This window comes from Paenirhodobacter populi, assembly GCF_004022215.1.
GTDB classification, from domain to species: Bacteria; Pseudomonadota; Alphaproteobacteria; order Rhodobacterales; family Rhodobacteraceae; genus Rhodobacter; species Rhodobacter populi.
In genome coordinates, this window is record NZ_SAUZ01000014.1 from 88,688 (window position 1) to 105,191 (window position 16,504).

Genomic DNA, 16,504 nt, shown 5'->3' on the forward strand with positions numbered 1-16,504 from the left:
TCTCTCCTTGCGCACGTCTCAGTTCTGGCTTCCGGTCACCGGCGTCTGCGCGGCGATCCGCGCCCGGATCTTTTCCAGCCGCTTGCGCAGCTTCGCCTGTCGGCGGGTTTGATAGGCGCGAACGAGCGACAGGGCAATGCCGTAGCAGATCACCCCCGCGATCGTGCCAAGGATCACCCCGCCCGTCAGATAGGGCAGGAAGATCGTATCCCAGAAATTCCGCAACCCGTCCCATTTCGTGGTGTCCTGGGTAAAAAGGGCAAGGACATTGTGGCGCAGGTCGTCGAAGGCATGGGCGAAGGTCGCGGCGATATGTTCATTGCCCACCGGCCGCGCGGCAAGCCCCAGCAGCCTGCGCCCCAGTTCGACCGAGCCGACGGCGATGATCGGGATGGTCACAGGGTTGCCGAAAAAGCTGCCGATGATCGCCGCCAGGATATTGCCCCGCATCGCCCAGGCGATGACGATGCACAGCCCCAGATGCAGCCCGAACAGCGGCGTGAAGGAAATGAACACCCCGGCAAAGATCCCGCGCGCGATCCGCTCGGGCCGGTCGGGCAGGCGGTTGAGCCGGTAGCGCATGTATTGCAGCCCGCGCCCCCAGCCGCCGCGCGGCCAGACCGACTCGCGCAGCCTTGTCGTCCATGTCTGCCTGTCGCGGCGCTTGAAGACCATCTCACCCTTCCGCCCCGGGGCCCGGTTGCGGCCGGTCGTCCGGATATTGCCGCGGGTCCCGCGCCCGCAACCGGCTATCGGTCAGGGCTTGCGCGAGATATCCCGCCAGCGTTCGACCTGCGCCACATCGGATTCGACTTCAAGCGCCGTCAGCAACGTGTGCAGGTGTTCGACGTCCCTTAGCTCGACTTCCACGACAAGCGAGTAAAAGTCGGGCTTCCGGTCCACGAACCGCAGATCCGATATGTTTGCCTTCTGGTGCCCGATCAAGGTGCAGATCCGCCCCAGCACGCCCGCATCATTGGAAATCGTCAGCTTGAGCGAGGCGGTATAGACCGGCGGGTGTTCCCCGGGCTGCCAGTGGAGGTCGACCCAGCGTTCCGGCTGGCTCTCGAACTCCTCCAGCGCGGGGCAGTCGATGGCGTGGATCACCACGCCCTGCCCGCGATAGGTGATGCCGACGATCCGTTCACCGGGCAGCGGCTGGCAGCAATTGGCGCGGCGGAAGCTCTGGTCCGCCTCCAGCCCCAGAACGGCGCGGTGCGGCTCGATCACGTCGAGGTCGAGCCCCGGTTTCGCCAGTTCCGGATAGAGCGCCGCCACCACCTCGCGCGCCGTCGTTTCGGCGGAGCCGAGCCGGGCCAGCAGTTCCGTCTCATCCGCGATGCCCATGGTCTTGGCCGCGGTGCGCAGGGCCTTGTCCGTCACCTTGCGTCCGACATGTTCGAAGGCCACGCGGGCGAGTTCGGCGCCCAGCTTGATGAAGCGGCTCCGGTCCTCTTCCCGCAGGGACTTGCGGATCGCCGCCTTGGCGCGGCCGGTCTGCACGATGTCGAGCCATGTCGCCTGCGGGCGCTGCCCGGCGGCGGTGATGATCTCGACCGACTGGCCGTTCTTCAGCCTCGTCCACAGCGGCACGCGGATGCCGTCCACCTTGGCGCCGACGCAGTTGTTGCCGATGCGCGAATGGATCGCATAGGCATAGTCGATCGGCGTCGCGCCCTTGGGCAGCTTGATCACGTCGCCCTTGGGGGTGAAGCAGAAGACCTGATCCGAATACATCTCGAGCTTGACGTTCTCGAGGAATTCGTCGTGGTTCCCTTCGGCGAAACGCTCGGTCAGCGAGGTCAGCCATTTCGCCGGATCGACGGCAAAGGGATTCTCGGCCGGCTCGCCGTCCTTGTAGGACCAGTGCGCGGCGACGCCCGCCTCCGCGACCTCGTGCATCTGCCGGGTGCGGATCTGGATTTCCACCCGCTTGCCGTCGCGCCCCGTGACCGTGGTGTGGATTGAGCGGTAGCCGTTGGTCTTCGGCTGGCTGATGTAGTCCTTGAACCGGCCCGGCACCGCGCGCCAGCGCCCGTGGACAAGACCCACGACCGCATAGCATTCCTCGACCGTTTCGGTGATGATGCGAAAGCCGTAGATGTCCGACAGACGGGAAAAGGCGAGCTGCTTTTCCTCCATCTTGCGCCAGATCGAATAGGGGCGCTTGGCGCGGCCAAAGACATCGGCGTCGATATTGGCCTTTTCCAGCAGCACCCGGATGTCGGTGGTGATCTTCGAGATCACATCCCCCGATTCCTTCTGCAGGCTGACGAAGCGGCGGATGATCGAGCTGCGCGCATCCGGGTTCAGCACCTTGAAGGCGAGGTCTTCCAGCTCCTCGCGCATCCACTGCATGCCCATGCGGCCGGCGAGGGGGGCGAAGATCTCCATCGTCTCGCGCGCCTTCTGCACCTGCTTTTCCGGGCGCATCGAGCGGATCGTGCGCATGTTGTGCAGCCGGTCGGCCAGCTTGACCAGCAGGACCCGCAGGTCCTTGGACATCGCCATCAGCAGCTTGCGGAAATTCTCCGCCTGTTTCGAGGCGGTGGAGGACAGTTGCAGGTTGGTCAGCTTGGTGACGCCATCGACCAGCTCGGCGACATCATGGCCGAACAGCGTCTCGACCTCGGCATAGGTCGAGCGGGTATCCTCGATCGTGTCGTGCAAAAGCGCCGTGACGATGGTGGCATCGTCCAGGCGCTGTTCGGTGAGGATCGCGGCGACCGCGACCGGATGGGTGAAATAAAGCTCGCCCGATTGCCGGAACTGGCCTTCGTGCATCTTCATGCCGTAGGCATAGGCCCGGCGGATCAGATCTGCATCCGTATGCGGGTTGTAGTTGCGGACAAGAGCGATCAGGTCATCGACATCGATCATCGGAGAGGTCCGCCCGGAACCCGGATCAGTCGCGGCCCTGCGCGTCCATCAGCGCGCGAAGCATGCGTTCCTCGTCCATCTCGTCGCTGCGCGGACGATCCGGCGTCTCGCCCGACATGAGCAGCGACATCGCGTCGTCTTCCGGCTCGTCGACCTCGATCTGGGTCTGGTTCGCCTCGATCAGCCGTTCGCGCAGATCGTCGGCGGACTGGGTTTCCTCGGCGATTTCGCGCAGGGCGACGACGGGGTTCTTGTCGTTGTCGCGGTCCACGGTCACGGCGCTGCCGGCGGCGATCTCGCGCGCACGATGCGCAGCCAGCATCACCAGCTCGAACCGGTTCGGAACCTTGTCAACGCAATCTTCTACCGTAACGCGAGCCATCGGCATCTCCAGTCAGACAGGGGAGGTGAGCCGCCTATGTATGCCTTCCGCCGGGGCTTGACAAGCGCTCAATCTTCACCAAACGGCGCGGAAAGAGGCGTGAGAGCGGCTTTTTCGTCCTCGGGCAGGGCATCGAGCATCTCCTGCACGGTTTTGCCGATGACGGGGTGACGCCAGTGCGGGGCGATCTCGGCCAGGGGAATCAGCACGAAGGCGCGGTCCTGCAAGCGGGGATGGGGAACGATCGGCATGGCCGGCACCTCGCGCATCTGCCGCGCCAGCGGCAGGTCGCGCCACGAACGGTGGGTTTCCGCATCGGGCAGCAGCGTGTCGCCCGCCGCGATCAGGTCCAGATCGATCCTGCGCGCCTGCCAGCGTTCCGTCCGCACCCGGCCCAGCCCGTCCTCGACCCGGTGCAGCGCCGCCAGAACCGTCTCCGGCGTCAGGCCGGGCGCCGCCTTCAGCGCCGCGCAGGCATTGACGTAATCCGGCCCCGATCCGGCCGGAAACGCGGGTGAACGGTAGAAGCGACTCACGGCGGAGAGGGTGAAACCGTCGTCATCCAGCCGCGACAGGGCGGCGGTCAGCGTCTGCGCGGGTGCCCCAGCGTCAGATGAAAGGTTGGCGCCCAATGCTATCAAAAACATGTTACAGTCACGAAACATCTTGTCATTGCCTCGCGCACCCCCCTGTTGCATCGACGACTTTACCGTTATTGGATCGGATGGCGTCATAGGTCATTTCAGGCCTTCGTCAACCACTCACACACCAATCATCGAAGGCAGCTCCACCCGCTGCTGAAAGGAACAACTGATGTTTTACAAGGACGAACGTCTCGCCTTGTTCATAGATGGATCGAACCTCTATGCGGCGGCCAAGGCGCTCGGATTCGACATCGACTACAAACTGTTGAGACAGGAATTCGAACGCCGCGGCAAGCTCGTGAGGGCCTTTTATTATACGGCCCTTCTTGAGAACGATGAATATTCGCCGATCCGCCCCCTTGTCGACTGGCTGCATTACAACGGCTATTCGATGGTGACCAAGCCCGCCAAGGAATTCACCGACGCAAGCGGCCGGCGCAAGATCAAGGGCAACATGGACATCGATCTGGCGGTGAACGCGATGGAGCTTGCGCCCCGGCTCGACCATGCGGTGCTGTTCTCCGGCGATGGCGATTTCCGTCCGCTGGTGGAGGCGCTGCAACGCATGGGCGTGCGGGTTTCGGTCGTGTCCTCGATCCGCACGCAGCCGGCGATGATCGCCGATGAACTGCGTCGTCAGGCGGACAATTTCATCGAACTCGACGCCCTGCGCGACGTGATCGGCCGTCCGCCCCGCGAAAACCGCGAAGCGAACGAGACGTCCGTTCAGGCCTGAGATCCGGGGCTGAGATCCGGGCCCGGGCGGCCCGGCCACACATTGTCTTGCCCGGGCGGGGTCGTTACTGTGTCATCCGTGACGATCCCCGCCTGACAAGGACAAGACGCATGACTACCGACCCGGTCGCGCTGGCCGCCGAACTGATCCGCTGCCCCTCGGTCACGCCGAACGAAGGCGGCGCGCTGGTGCTGCTTGAGGCGCGGCTCGGCGCGGCGGGGTTCACCTGCATCCGGGTGGATCGGGGCGGCATCCCCAACCTCTTCGCCCGCTGGGGGGCGAAGGGCGCGCGGACCTTCGGTTTCAACGGCCACACCGATGTCGTCCCGGTCGGAGATACCGCCGCATGGAGCCATGATCCCTTCGGCGGTGAGGTGATCGACGGCATCCTCTGGGGCCGCGGCGCCACCGACATGAAAACCGGCGTCGCCGCCTTCGCCGCCGCGGCAATCGACTTCGTGACCGATACCCCGCCCGACGGCGCCATCGTCCTCACCATCACCGGCGACGAGGAAGGCGCAGGCCGCGACGGCACCCGCGCGATCCTCGACTGGATGCAGGCGGAGGAGGAAGAAATGTCCGTTTGCCTCGTGGGCGAACCCACCTGCCCCGAACGGCTCGGCGAGATGATGAAGATCGGCCGACGCGGATCCATGACCTTCTTCATCGAGGCTTCGGGCGTTCAGGGCCATTCCGCCTATCCGCACCGGGCAAAAAACCCGCTGCACGCGCTGGTGACGCTGCTGGCGCGGATGACGGCGGAACCGCTCGACCACGGCACCGACCATTTCGAGCCGTCGACCGTGCAGATCACCACCATCGACTGCGGCAATCCGGCGAACAACGTGATCCCGGCCAAGGCGCGCGCGACCGTCAACATCCGCTTCAACGACGCCCATACCAGCGCCATTCTGGAAAGCTGGGGCAAGGCGCTGGCCCGCGCCGTGACCGAGGAAACCGGCGTCGCCTTCGCCCTGACGACCGAGGTTTCGGGCGAAAGCTTCATCACGCCGCCCGGTCCTTTCACCGATCTCGTCGCCCGCGCGGTCGAGGCGGAAACCGGGGTGAAGCCGGAACTTTCCACCTCGGGCGGCACCTCGGACGCGCGGTTCATCAAGGCGCATTGCCCGGTGCTGGAATTCGGCCTTGTCGGCAAGACCATGCATCAGGTCGACGAACGGGTGGAGACGGACCAGATCATCCGGCTCAAGGCGGTCTATGCCCGCATCCTGCGTGACTGGTTCGCATGAAGATCGTGGTTTCCGACGATCTGGCCGCCGCCCATGCACTGCGCCGCGCCGTCTTCATCGACGAACAGGGCTATACCGAGGCCGAGGAATGGGACGACCTCGACGGCGCAGCCATCCTGCTGCTGGCGCTTGACGGCGATACGCCTGTCGGCACCGCGCGCCTGTTCACCGAGGGCGATGCGGGCAAGATCGGCCGGATCTGCGTGCTGAAACCGCATCGCGGCACCGGGCTTGGTGCCGCCTTGGTGACCGAGGGTTGCCGCCGCCTGCGCGACGCGGGCTGCCGGGTCGTGCGGCTGAGCGCGCAGACCCATGCCCTGCCCTTCTACCAAAGGCTTGGCTTCACCGCCCATGGCGCGGAATATCCCGACGGCGCCATTCCCCACCGCGACATGGAAAAGCCGCTCTAACCGCCCGGAGGGCAAAGCCATGAACCAGATCCCCACCAAGGAACAGATCCTCGCCTGGCTTGCCGACCATCCCGGCGAGGGGGCGAAGCGCGACATCGCCCGCGCCTTCGGCATCAAGGGCGCCGCGAAAATCGAGTTGAAGCGCATCCTGCGCGAGATGGCGGAAGAGGGCACCGTGGCACGCCGCCGCCGCAGCTTCCGCGACAGCGCCAAGCTGCCGCCCGTCTCGGTGCTGCGGCTGACCGGGCCGGACGGCGCCGGTGACCAATGGGCCGAGGCCCCGGAATGGGAAGGCGAGGGCGACCCGCCGACGATCCTGTTCCTGCCGCGCAAGGGCGATCCGGCGCTGGCCGAGGGGGACCGCATCCTTGCCCGCATGACCGAGGCGACCGGACAGGGCTACGATTACGAGGCCCGGCTGATCCGTGTCATCGGTCAGGCGGCGCAGAAGATCGTCGGCATCTTCCGCAAGACGGCCGAGGGCGGCCGCATCGCCCCCATCGACAAGGGCGACAGCAAGGAATGGCTGGTGCCCCCCGGCGCCACGCTGGACGCCCGCGACGGCGAACTGGTCGAGGCGGAACAATCCGGCCCCAAGGCCCGCCTTGGCCTGCCGCGCGCCCGCGTGATCCAGCGCATCGGCGACCCGACGGCGCCGCGCGCCGTCTCGCTCATCGCGATCCACCAGCATGGCATCCCCGACGATTTCCCGAATGCGGTGATGGCCGAGGCCGATGCCGCGAAGCCCGCGCCGCTTGACGGGCGCGAGGATCTGACCGGCCTGCCCTTCGTCACCATCGACCCGGCCGATGCGCGCGACCACGACGACGCCTGCCTCGTCCTGCCCGACGACGACCCGGCGAACGAGGGCGGCTTTCTCCTCTGGGTCGCCATCGCCGATGTGGCGCATTACGTCACCCCCGGATCGGCGCTGGACCGCGAGGCACGCAAGCGCGGCAATTCCACCTATTTCCCCGATCGCGTGGTGCCGATGTTGCCCGACCGGCTGTCGGGCGATCTGTGCTCGCTGCACGAAGGCGTCACCCGCCCGGTGATCGCCGTGCGGATGAAGGTCGATTCCGCCGGCAACAAGCGCGCCCACCGTTTCACCCGTGCGATGATCCGCTCGGCCGGATCGCTGGAATATGCGCAGGTGCAGGACGCCCATGAAGGCCGCCCGGATGCGCAATGCGAACCCCTGCGCGACACGGTGATCGAGCCGCTTTACGGCTGCTACGAAGCACTTAAACGGTCCCGCGCGGCGCGCCAGCCGCTGGATCTGGACCTGCCCGAGCGGCAGATCGTCATCGACGATGCCGGCAAGGTTTCCTCGGTCCGGTTCAAGGAACGGCTCGACGCCCACCGGCTGATCGAGGAATTCATGGTGCTGGCGAATGTCGCCGCGGCCGAGGAACTCGAACGCCTGCGCCGCCCGCTGCTCTATCGTGTGCACGAGGAACCGGCCGCCGACAAGATCGAGGCCTTACGCGAGGTGGCGCAGGCCTCGGGCTTCACCCTCGCCAAGGGGCAGGTGCTGAAGACCGCGCATCTGAACCGGCTGCTGGCGCAGGCGGAGGGGTCGGAATTCGACGAACTGGTCAACCTGTCCACCCTGCGGGCGATGACGCAGGCCTATTACGCGCCGCAGAACCTTGGCCATTTCGGGCTGGCGCTGCGCTCCTACGCGCATTTCACCAGCCCGATCCGGCGCTATTCCGACCTGATCGTGCATCGCGCGCTGATCACCGCGCATCACTGGGGCAAGGACGGGTTGTCCGCCTTCGACATCGAGGTGCTGGAGGAAACCGCCAAGCTGATCTCCGAGGCCGAGCGCCGGTCGATGGCGGCCGAGCGCGACACGACGGACCGCTACCTTGCCGCCTATCTGGCCGACCGGGTGGGCAGCACCTTCAGCGGCCGCATCTCGGGCGTGCAGAAATTCGGCATCTTCGTCAAACTCGACGAGACCGGCGCGGACGGGCTGGTGCCCGTGCGCTCGATCGGGCGTGAGTTCTATCACTACGACCCGGACGCCCAGCAGCTGATCGGCGCCGACAGCGGCCTGACCATCGGCATCGGGCAGCGCGTGCTGGTGAAACTGGCCGAGGCGATCCCGGTCACCGGCGGGCTGGAGCTTGAACTGCTGGAGATCGACGGCAATGCCCTGCCCGCCCCCGGCAAGGGCAAGGGCGGACGCAAGCCCTTTACCCCCGGCCGCCGTATGGCCGCCGTCAAGGCGCGCGAACGCGGGCTGGCGCGCAAGGTGAAGCGCAGCCGCAAGAAGCCCTGAGGGGACGCAAAGGGATAGGGCGCAGGGGGCCAGCCCCCTCGCCCGTTCCGGGCTCACCCCCGGGATATTTATGGAAACACGAAAGGCAGAAGTCGGCGGGCTTCGGGATGCGCGCCGGAAGTGCCGGGAAAGGGCGCGCGCCCGGCCACGCCGGACTTTACCTGACGCCCCCGCCGCATTAGGTGGGAAAGGACCAAGGAGGCCGTGATGAACCCTGCCCTGACCCTCTACCTCGCAGCCCCGCGCGGCTTTTGCGCGGGTGTCGACCGCGCCATCAAGATCGTCGAGATGGCGCTGGAGAAATGGGGCGCCCCGGTCTATGTCCGCCACGAGATCGTCCACAACAAATTCGTCGTGGACGGGCTGCGCGCCAAGGGCGCGGTTTTTGTCGAGGAGCTGGACGACTGCCCCGACGACCGCCCGGTGATCTTTTCCGCCCATGGCGTGCCGAAGGCCGTGCCGAACGAGGCCGCGCGGCGCAACATGATTCAGGTGGACGCCACCTGCCCGCTGGTGACCAAGGTCCATAACGAGGCCGCGCGCCATTATGCCAATGGTTTGCAGATGGTGATGATCGGCCATGCGGGGCATCCGGAAACGCTTGGCACCATGGGCCAGTTGCCCGAGGGCGAGGTGCTGCTGGTCGAAACCGTCGCGGATGTGGCGACGCTGACCCCGCGCGATCCGGAAAAGCTTGCCTTCATCACCCAGACCACCCTGTCGGTGGATGATACGGCGGGGATCGTCGCGGCTTTGCGCGAACGCTTCCCCGCGATCACCGGGCCGGGCAAGGAAGACATCTGCTACGCCACCACCAACCGCCAGACCGCCGTCAAGGCCATCGCACCGAAGATCGATGCGCTTCTGGTGATCGGCGCGCCGAATTCCTCGAACTCGCGCCGTCTGGTCGAGGTGGGGCGCGCCGCGGGCTGCGCCTATTCGCAGCTGGTGGGCCGCGCCGATGAGATCGACTGGCGCGCGATCGAGGGCATCCGCGCCGTCGGCGTCACCGCCGGGGCCTCGGCCCCCGAAGTGCTGATCAACGAGGTGATCGACGCCTTCCGCGCCCGCTACGACGTCACCGTGGAGATGGTCGAGACCGCCCGCGAAGACATTGAATTCAAGGTCCCGCGTATCCTGCGCGAAGCCGTGTGAGGGAAGATGATACTGTATTCCATGCCGTCCTCCGGCAACAGCTACAAGGTGCGGCTGGCCTTGGCGCTGCTCGGCCGGTCCTGCGAAACCGTCGATGTCGAATACCAGACCGAGGCGCTGGATCAGGCGAAGGCCACCGGCGCGCTGCCCTTTGGCAAGGCGCCGGTGCTGCGGCTCGATGACGGGCGGCTTCTGCCCGAGAGCAACGCGATCCTGTTCTGGCTGGGCGAGGGCACGGATTTCATCTCCGCCGATCCCTATGAGCGGGCGCAGATGCTGTCGTGGATGTTCTGGGAACAGAACCAGCATGAAGGCACCGTGGCCGTGCGCGCCGCGCTGCTGAACTATCCGCACCGCAGGGCGCAGGCGACGCCCGAGCGGCTGGCCGAGTTGCTGGACAGCGGCCACGCCAATCTGGCGGTCATGGAGCGGCGGCTCGTGGATCACGACTGGCTGGTGGGCGGGGCCGTCAGCCTCGCCGATATCTGCCTTTATGGCTACACCCATACGGCGGGCACGCGCGGCGGGTTCGAGATGGACCGCTTCCCGGGGATCAACCGCTGGATCGGCCGGATCGCGGCGCTGCCGGGGTATGTTGGTCTCGATGGCTGAGCTTTACGCCTGGACGGACGGCGCCTGTTCCGGCAACCCCGGCCCCGGCGGCTGGGGCGTGCTGATGCGCGCGATGGAGGGCGATACCGTCCTGAAGGAGCGCGAGCTGAACGGCGGCGAGGCCGATACCACCAACAACCGGATGGAGCTGCTGGCCGCGATCGGCGCGCTCGAGGCCCTGACCCGCGGGACCGAGATCACCATCACCACCGATTCCGCCTATGTGAAGAACGGCGTGACCGGCTGGATCCACGGCTGGAAGAAGAACGGCTGGAAGACGGCGGACAGGAAGCCGGTGAAGAACGTCGATCTGTGGCAGCGGCTCGACGCCGCGCAGGCACGCCACAAGGTGACGTGGAAATGGATCAAGGGCCACGCCGGCCATCCCGAGAACGAACGCGCGGATGAGCTCGCCCGCGCGGGCATGGCGCCTTACAAAAGATCGCCGGCGTGACCGGGCTGATCGCCACCTTGCCGATGATTCCGGTCGCCACGGCGCTGGATTACGGATCGGTGGTGATCTTCGCGCTGACGGGGGCGCTGGCGGCCTCGCGCAGCCAACTCGACCTTGCGGGATTCGTCTTCGTCGCGGCGCTGACGGCGGTGGGCGGCGGCACGGTGCGCGATGTGCTTCTGGGCCGGCTGCCGGTGTTCTGGGTGCAGCGGCCGGAATACATGGTGCTGATCGCCATCGCCGCCGTCGCCGTCTTCTTCACCGCGCATCTGCTGGAAAGCCGCTACCGGGTGCTGCTGTGGCTTGATGCCTGCGCGCTGTCGGTGGCTGTGCCCGCGGGCGTCGCGGTGACACTGGCCACGGGGCATCCCGCCATCGTCGTGCTGATCATGGGGGTCGTCACCGGCACCGTCGGCGGGCTGATGCGCGACGTCCTGTGCAACGAGGTTCCGCTGACCCTGAAACAGGGCGAGCTTTACCTGTCCTGCGCCTTCGCCGGCGGGGCCATGGCATTGCTGGCCGGATGGGCCGGGTTCGGGCTGCCGACCGCACTTCTGGCCTGCGCGGGGATGACCTTCGCCCTGCGCGCGGGCTCGATCCTCTGGGGGTGGAAGCTGCCGGTCTACCGGCCCCACCCGCCGCGCGACCTGTCTTGACGCGAGCGCGGGGATCCCGAAACGGTCTTTCCCCTTCATTCTTCCATAAATATCCCGGGGGTGAGGCGCTTGCGCCGAGGGGGCTGGCCCCCTTTCTTCCTGCTGGCTCGCCCGACGTTGGCTTGCGGCGTATTTCCCGCAAGGCTTTCCGAGGCGGATGGGGAGCGAGGGGGCCAGCCCCCTCGCGCGTTCCGCGCTCACCCCCGGGATATTTATGGAAGAATGAAGAGGAAAAGGCACATCCGGGGCTGAGCCGATCCTAGAAGAACAGGTGCAGCACCAGCGGCGCCACGAAGGCCGTCAGCACCGCGTTCAGCCCCATGCCCGTCGAGGCGAAGACCCCCGCCGTATCGTTCACCTGAAAGGCGCGCGCCGTGCCGAAGCCGTGCGAGACGACGCCGACCGCAAAACCGCGGGCGCGCCAGTCCTTGACCCGCAGCAGGTTCAGCAGCGGCGTCACGCAGATCGCGCCGATCGTGCCGGTGATGATGACCAGAACGGCGGTCAGCGCGGTATCGCCGCCCATGCCCTCGGCGATGCCGATGGCGACGGGGGTGGTCACCGATTTCGGCGCGATGGTCGCCAGCAGGACCTGATCGGCGCCCAGAAGCTTTGCCACGCCAAGCGCCACGACGATCGAGGTCACCGACCCCACCACCAGCGCCGCCATGATCGGGATCAGCGCCTTGCGGATCGACAGCAGGTTCGCCTGCAACGGGATCGCCAGACAGACCGTCACCGGCCCGAGCATGAAGTGGACGAATTGCGCGCCGTCGAAATAGGTCTCGTAGCTCGTGCCGGTGATATGCAGCAGCACGCCCAGCAGGACGATCGCGATCAGCACCGCGTTGACCAGCGGGTTGCGCCCCGCCTTCACGAACAGGATTTCCCCGATCCAATAGGCGAACAGCGTCGCGCACAGCCACAAAAGCGGCTGCTGCGACATGTAGGACCAGATCTGGAAGGCATCGGCGATAGGCTCACTCATCGGCTTCGCCTCCGGTCAGACGCGCGACCCAGACGAAGGTCAGCGCGCCAAGCCCGATCGCCGCGATGGTCGACAAGAACAGCGAGGCCGAGATCGCCAGCCAGTGCGCCTCGATCGTCGACAGGCTCGAAACGATGCCCACGCCCACCGGCACGAACATCAGCGCCAGATAGCGCAGCAGCCCCTGCGCGACGGGGGTGACGATCTCGCCGAGCTTGGGGATCATGCTCAGCGCGACGACCATGCCGACCATGCCAAGGACAGGCCCCGGCAGCGGCAGATGCAGCGCGCGGGAAATCACCTCTCCGACAAGCTGGAACAACAGGATGATGGCAAAGGCCGGAACAAGCATGGCAGCCCCCTTGGCTTTCGTTCTGGACCCTCCCGTGGCGCGCAACATAGGCCAGCGTTTCGGAAAGGCCAATTCCCTCCGTCAGATATCTTGAGGATGTGTCGGATCAAGGCTGCGGGGCCGGGGCGCTTGGTTGACTTCGCCGGGGCAAACCACGAAACTGGCCCATCATCCCAGGGGGTTCCCGCTTGCGCTTCACCCGGCTGCGTCTGAACGGCTTCAAGAGCTTCGTCGATCCGACGGACCTGATCATCCACGACGGGCTGACCGGCGTCGTGGGGCCGAACGGCTGCGGCAAGTCGAACCTGCTGGAAGCCCTGCGGTGGGTGATGGGCGAAAACCGCCCCACCGCGATGCGCGGCGAGGGGATGGAGGACGTGATCTTCGCCGGCGCCGCCACCCGCCCGGCACGCCCTTTCGCCGAGGTCTGCCTGTCGATCGACAACAGCGACCGGCTGGCCCCCGCGGGCTTCAACGAAAGCGACAGTCTGGAAATCGTGCGCCGCATCACCCGCGATGCCGGATCGGCCTACAAGGTCAACACCCGCGACGTGCGGGCGCGCGACGTGCAGATGCTGTTCGCCGATGCCTCGACCGGGGCGCATTCGCCCGCGCTGGTCCGGCAGGGGCAGATCGCCGAGCTGATCAACGCCCGGCCCAAGGCGCGGCGGCGGATCCTTGAGGAAGCGGCGGGCATTTCCGGCCTGTATCAGCGCCGCCACGAGGCGGAACTGAAGCTGAACGGCGCCGAACAGAACCTGCTGCGCGTCGATGACGTGCTGGAAAACCTCAACGGCCAGCTGGCGACGCTGGCCCGGCAGGCACGGCAGGCGGCGCGCTATCGCGAGATCGGCACCGATCTGCGCCGGGCCGAGGGGATGCTGCTGTATCTGCGCTGGCACGAGGCCGATCTGGCCCGGGCCGAGGCCGAGGCGCAGCTGCGCGACCACCTTGCCCTTGCCGCGCGCACCGAAACCGCCGCGCGCGAGGCGGCCGAGGCGCGGGCCGCGCTGGACGACCGCCTGCCCCCCCTGCGCGAGGAAGAGGCGATCGCCGGCGCGATCCTGCAACGGCTGATGCTGCAACGCGAAACGCTGGACGATCAGGAACGGCAGGCGGCCGAGGCGATCGGCGCGCTCAAGGCCCGGATCGCGCAGCTCGACCATGACGCGGAACGCGAGGCCGGGCTGAACCGCGACGCGGGCGAAACCATCGCCCGGCTGGAATGGGAAATGGCGCAGCTTGCCAAGGCGGCCGAGGGGCATGACGAAAAGCTGGCGCTGGCCGCCGAAGCCGCCGCCGAGGCCTCGGCCCTGTTGCAGGAACGCGAGGCGCAACTGGCGGAGATGACCGAGGAGGTCGCCCGCCTTGCCGCCCGCCACGGCGCGGTGGCGCGGCAATTGTCGGACAGCCGGATGGCGCTCGAACGGTCCGAGGCGGAGGCGGAGGCCGCGCAGGAGGCCGTCGAAGAGGCCGCCGAAACGCTCGCCGCCGCCGGGGAGGCGTTCGAGGCCGCGCAGTCCGCGCAGGAAGAGGCGCAGGAGACCGCCGAGACCGCCGAAGAGGCGCTTGCCGCCGCCGAGGAAACCCGCGCCGACATCCTCGCCCGTGAAAGCGCCGCCCGCGCCGCGCGCAGCGAGGCCGAGGGCGAGGCCGGTGCGCTGCGGTCCGAGGTCACGGCGCTCGCCCGCCTGATCTCGCGCGAGGCGGGGGGCGACGATGCGCTGCTGAACCATGTCAGCGCCGCGCCGGGCTATGAAGCCGCGCTTGGCGCCGCGCTTGCCGATGACCTGAACGCCCCCGAGGCGGGCGAAGGGGCGACGGGCTGGGGCCTGCTGCCCGATTACCCCGCGCCGCAACCGCTGCCCGAAGGCGCAGCCCCGCTGGCCCCCCATGTCACCGTGCCGCCGGTTCTGGCGCGCCGGATCGGCCAGATCGGCGTGGTGCCCGATGCGGCGACGGGCCTGCGCCTGCAACCGGCGCTCGCCCCCGGCCAGCGGCTGGTGACGGCGGCGGGCGATCTGTGGCGGTGGGACGGGTTCCGCACAGCCGCCGGGGATGCGCCAAGCGCCGCCGCGCTGCGGCTGACGCAGATCAACCGTCTGGCCGGGCTTCAGGCCGACCTTGAAACCGCGGAAACCGCCGCCGCCGCCGCGCGCGACGGGCATGAGGCGCTGACCCGCGCGCTCGCCGATGCGACCGGCGCGGAAACCCGCGCGCGTGAGGCCCGCCGCGCCGCGGACCAGCGCCTGACTGATACCGGACGGGCCCTGTCGAAGGCCGAGGCGGAGCGGGCCCTGTCCTCGGGCAGGCTCGAATCCGCGCGGCTCGCCGTCGCGCGCCATGCCGAAGCCGCCCGCGCCGCCCGCGCCGCGCTGGATGAGGCAGAGGCGCAGGCCGCCGACCTGCCCGACATCGAGGGCGCGCGTTCCGAGGTGGATGCCGTCAAGATGACGGTCGAGGCCGCGCGGCTGACCATGCTGACCCGCCGCGCCAGCCATGACGACGTGCGCCGCGAGGGCGAGGCCCGCACCCGCCGCCGGCAGGAGGTGGTGAAGGAACTCTCGGGCTGGCGGCAACGGCTGGAAACGGCCGAACGTCGCGGCGCGGAACTCGCCGCCCGGCGCGAAGAGGCGCTGGCGGAGCTGGAAGACGCCGCCGCTCTGCCCGAGGAAATCGCCGAGCGGCGCGGCGATCTGGCCGAGCAGATCGACACCGCCCAGACCCGACGCGACGCCGCCACCGCCGCCCTGCGCGATGCGGAAAACGCCCTGCGCGCCGCGCAGACCGCCGAACGCGATTCCGAACGCGCCGCGGGCGACGCGCGCGAGGCCCGCGCCCGCACCGAAGCCCGCGTCGAAGCCTCGCGCGAGGCGCTGACGCTGGCGGCGGAGCGGATCGCCGAGGTGCTGGAAACCACGCCCGAGGCTCTGCATGCGAGCCTTGATCTCGACGGCGACCTGCCCCCGGCCGAGGTGCTCGAATCCGATGTCGCCCGGCTGAAACGCCAGCGCGAGGCGCTTGGCGCCGTCAACCTGCGCGCCGAGGAAGACGCGCAGGCGGTGCAGACCGAATTCGACACGCTGTCGCAGGAAAAGGCCGACCTTGAGGAAGCGATCCGCAAGCTGCGCGCCGGCATCGCCGGGCTGAACCGCGAGGGGCGCGAACGGCTGCTGGCCGCCTATGAACAGGTCAACGGCAATTTCAGCACGCTCTACACCCATCTGTTCGGCGGGGGCGAGGCGCGGCTGGTGCTGGTCGAATCCGACGATCCGCTGGAAGCGGGCCTTGAAATCATGTGCCAGCCGCCGGGCAAGAAGCTGTCCACCCTGTCGCTCCTGTCCGGGGGCGAACAGACGCTGACGGCTCTCGCCCTGATCTTCGCGGTGTTTCTGGCCAATCCCGCGCCCATCTGCGTGCTGGACGAGGTGGACGCGCCGCTCGACGACGCGAACGTCACGCGGTTCTGCGACATGATGGACGAGATGACCCGGCGCACCGATACGCGCTTCCTCGTCATCACCCACCATGCGGTGACGATGAGCCGGATGGACCGCCTGTTCGGCGTGACGATGCAGGAACAGGGCGTCAGCCAGCTGGTTTCCGTCGATCTGAAGCGCGCCGAGCAAATGGTCGCTTGAAGCCCCGCCCGGGCCGCCCTACCGTCCGGGCAAACTGGTCACATCCCGGAGAGA

General features: G+C 67.7%; 15 protein-coding genes. 9 read left to right on the top strand and 6 right to left on the bottom strand.

Features of this window, described 5'->3' with window-relative positions; translation table 11 throughout:
• Positions 1–18: 18 nt before the first annotated feature.
• From D2T30_RS12870 to folK, 4 genes are all read right to left on the bottom strand, one after another.
• On the bottom strand, positions 19–675 hold the full coding sequence (locus D2T30_RS12870; RefSeq protein ID WP_128209188.1) for a DUF2062 domain-containing protein: 657 nt from the start codon (positions 673–675) through the stop codon (positions 19–21).
• Between the two features lie 81 nt (positions 676–756).
• Positions 757–2,880, bottom strand: coding sequence for a RelA/SpoT family protein (locus D2T30_RS12875; protein WP_128180501.1), 2,124 nt, complete (start codon positions 2,878–2,880; stop codon positions 757–759).
• A gap of 25 nt (positions 2,881–2,905) precedes the next feature.
• Positions 2,906–3,262: a DNA-directed RNA polymerase subunit omega gene (gene rpoZ, locus D2T30_RS12880; RefSeq protein ID WP_128180499.1), complete on the bottom strand. Its 357-nt coding sequence runs from the start codon at positions 3,260–3,262 to the stop codon at positions 2,906–2,908.
• 68 nt (positions 3,263–3,330) lie between these two features.
• Positions 3,331–3,909, bottom strand: coding sequence for a 2-amino-4-hydroxy-6-hydroxymethyldihydropteridine diphosphokinase (gene folK / locus D2T30_RS12885; RefSeq protein WP_241651266.1), 579 nt, complete (start codon positions 3,907–3,909; stop codon positions 3,331–3,333).
• Positions 3,910–4,075: 166 nt separating this feature from the next.
• Between folK and D2T30_RS12890 the strand changes: the two genes are divergently transcribed.
• The 8 genes from D2T30_RS12890 to D2T30_RS12925 all read left to right on the top strand — a co-directional run bounded on the left by D2T30_RS12890 (position 4,076) and on the right by D2T30_RS12925 (position 11,469).
• Positions 4,076–4,642, top strand: coding sequence for a LabA-like NYN domain-containing protein (locus D2T30_RS12890; protein ID WP_128209190.1), 567 nt, complete (start codon positions 4,076–4,078; stop codon positions 4,640–4,642).
• A gap of 110 nt (positions 4,643–4,752) precedes the next feature.
• Positions 4,753–5,892, top strand: coding sequence for a succinyl-diaminopimelate desuccinylase (gene dapE / locus D2T30_RS12895; protein ID WP_128209191.1), 1,140 nt, complete (start codon positions 4,753–4,755; stop codon positions 5,890–5,892).
• Positions 5,889–6,302 carry a GNAT family N-acetyltransferase gene (locus D2T30_RS12900; protein WP_128209192.1) on the top strand — a complete coding sequence of 138 codons (414 nt, stop codon included), beginning with the start codon at positions 5,889–5,891 and terminating at the stop codon, positions 6,300–6,302. The genes dapE and D2T30_RS12900 overlap by 4 nt, the downstream gene beginning before the upstream one ends.
• 19 nt (positions 6,303–6,321) lie before the next feature.
• Positions 6,322–8,592: a ribonuclease R gene (gene rnr / locus D2T30_RS12905; RefSeq protein WP_128209193.1), complete on the top strand. Its 2,271-nt coding sequence runs from the start codon at positions 6,322–6,324 to the stop codon at positions 8,590–8,592.
• Positions 8,593–8,799: 207 nt separating this feature from the next.
• Positions 8,800–9,747 carry a 4-hydroxy-3-methylbut-2-enyl diphosphate reductase gene (gene ispH, locus D2T30_RS12910; protein ID WP_128180487.1) on the top strand — a complete coding sequence of 316 codons (948 nt, stop codon included), beginning with the start codon at positions 8,800–8,802 and terminating at the stop codon, positions 9,745–9,747.
• A 6-nt stretch (positions 9,748–9,753) separates the two neighbouring features.
• Positions 9,754–10,359 carry a glutathione S-transferase family protein gene (locus tag D2T30_RS12915; RefSeq protein WP_128209194.1) on the top strand — a complete coding sequence of 202 codons (606 nt, stop codon included), beginning with the start codon at positions 9,754–9,756 and terminating at the stop codon, positions 10,357–10,359.
• Positions 10,352–10,813, top strand: coding sequence for a ribonuclease HI (gene rnhA, locus D2T30_RS12920; RefSeq protein ID WP_128180483.1), 462 nt, complete (start codon positions 10,352–10,354; stop codon positions 10,811–10,813). The genes D2T30_RS12915 and rnhA overlap by 8 nt, the downstream gene beginning before the upstream one ends.
• A gap of 23 nt (positions 10,814–10,836) precedes the next feature.
• Positions 10,837–11,469: a trimeric intracellular cation channel family protein gene (locus D2T30_RS12925; RefSeq protein WP_128209232.1), complete on the top strand. Its 633-nt coding sequence runs from the start codon at positions 10,837–10,839 to the stop codon at positions 11,467–11,469.
• 259 nt (positions 11,470–11,728) lie between these two features.
• On the opposite strand, the gene D2T30_RS12930 is transcribed toward D2T30_RS12925, so the two are convergent.
• On the bottom strand, positions 11,729–12,457 hold the full coding sequence (locus D2T30_RS12930; protein WP_241565154.1) for an LrgB family protein: 729 nt from the start codon (positions 12,455–12,457) through the stop codon (positions 11,729–11,731).
• A complete protein-coding gene (locus tag D2T30_RS12935; protein ID WP_128209195.1) occupies positions 12,450–12,809 on the bottom strand; it encodes a CidA/LrgA family protein in 360 nt (119 codons plus the stop codon). Before D2T30_RS12935 ends, D2T30_RS12930 begins: the two co-directional genes overlap by 8 nt.
• 188 nt (positions 12,810–12,997) lie before the next feature.
• On the opposite strand from D2T30_RS12935, the gene D2T30_RS12940 reads away from it, so the two are divergent.
• On the top strand, positions 12,998–16,450 hold the full coding sequence (locus D2T30_RS12940; protein ID WP_128209196.1) for a chromosome segregation SMC family protein: 3,453 nt from the start codon (positions 12,998–13,000) through the stop codon (positions 16,448–16,450).
• Positions 16,451–16,504: the final 54 nt, after the last annotated feature.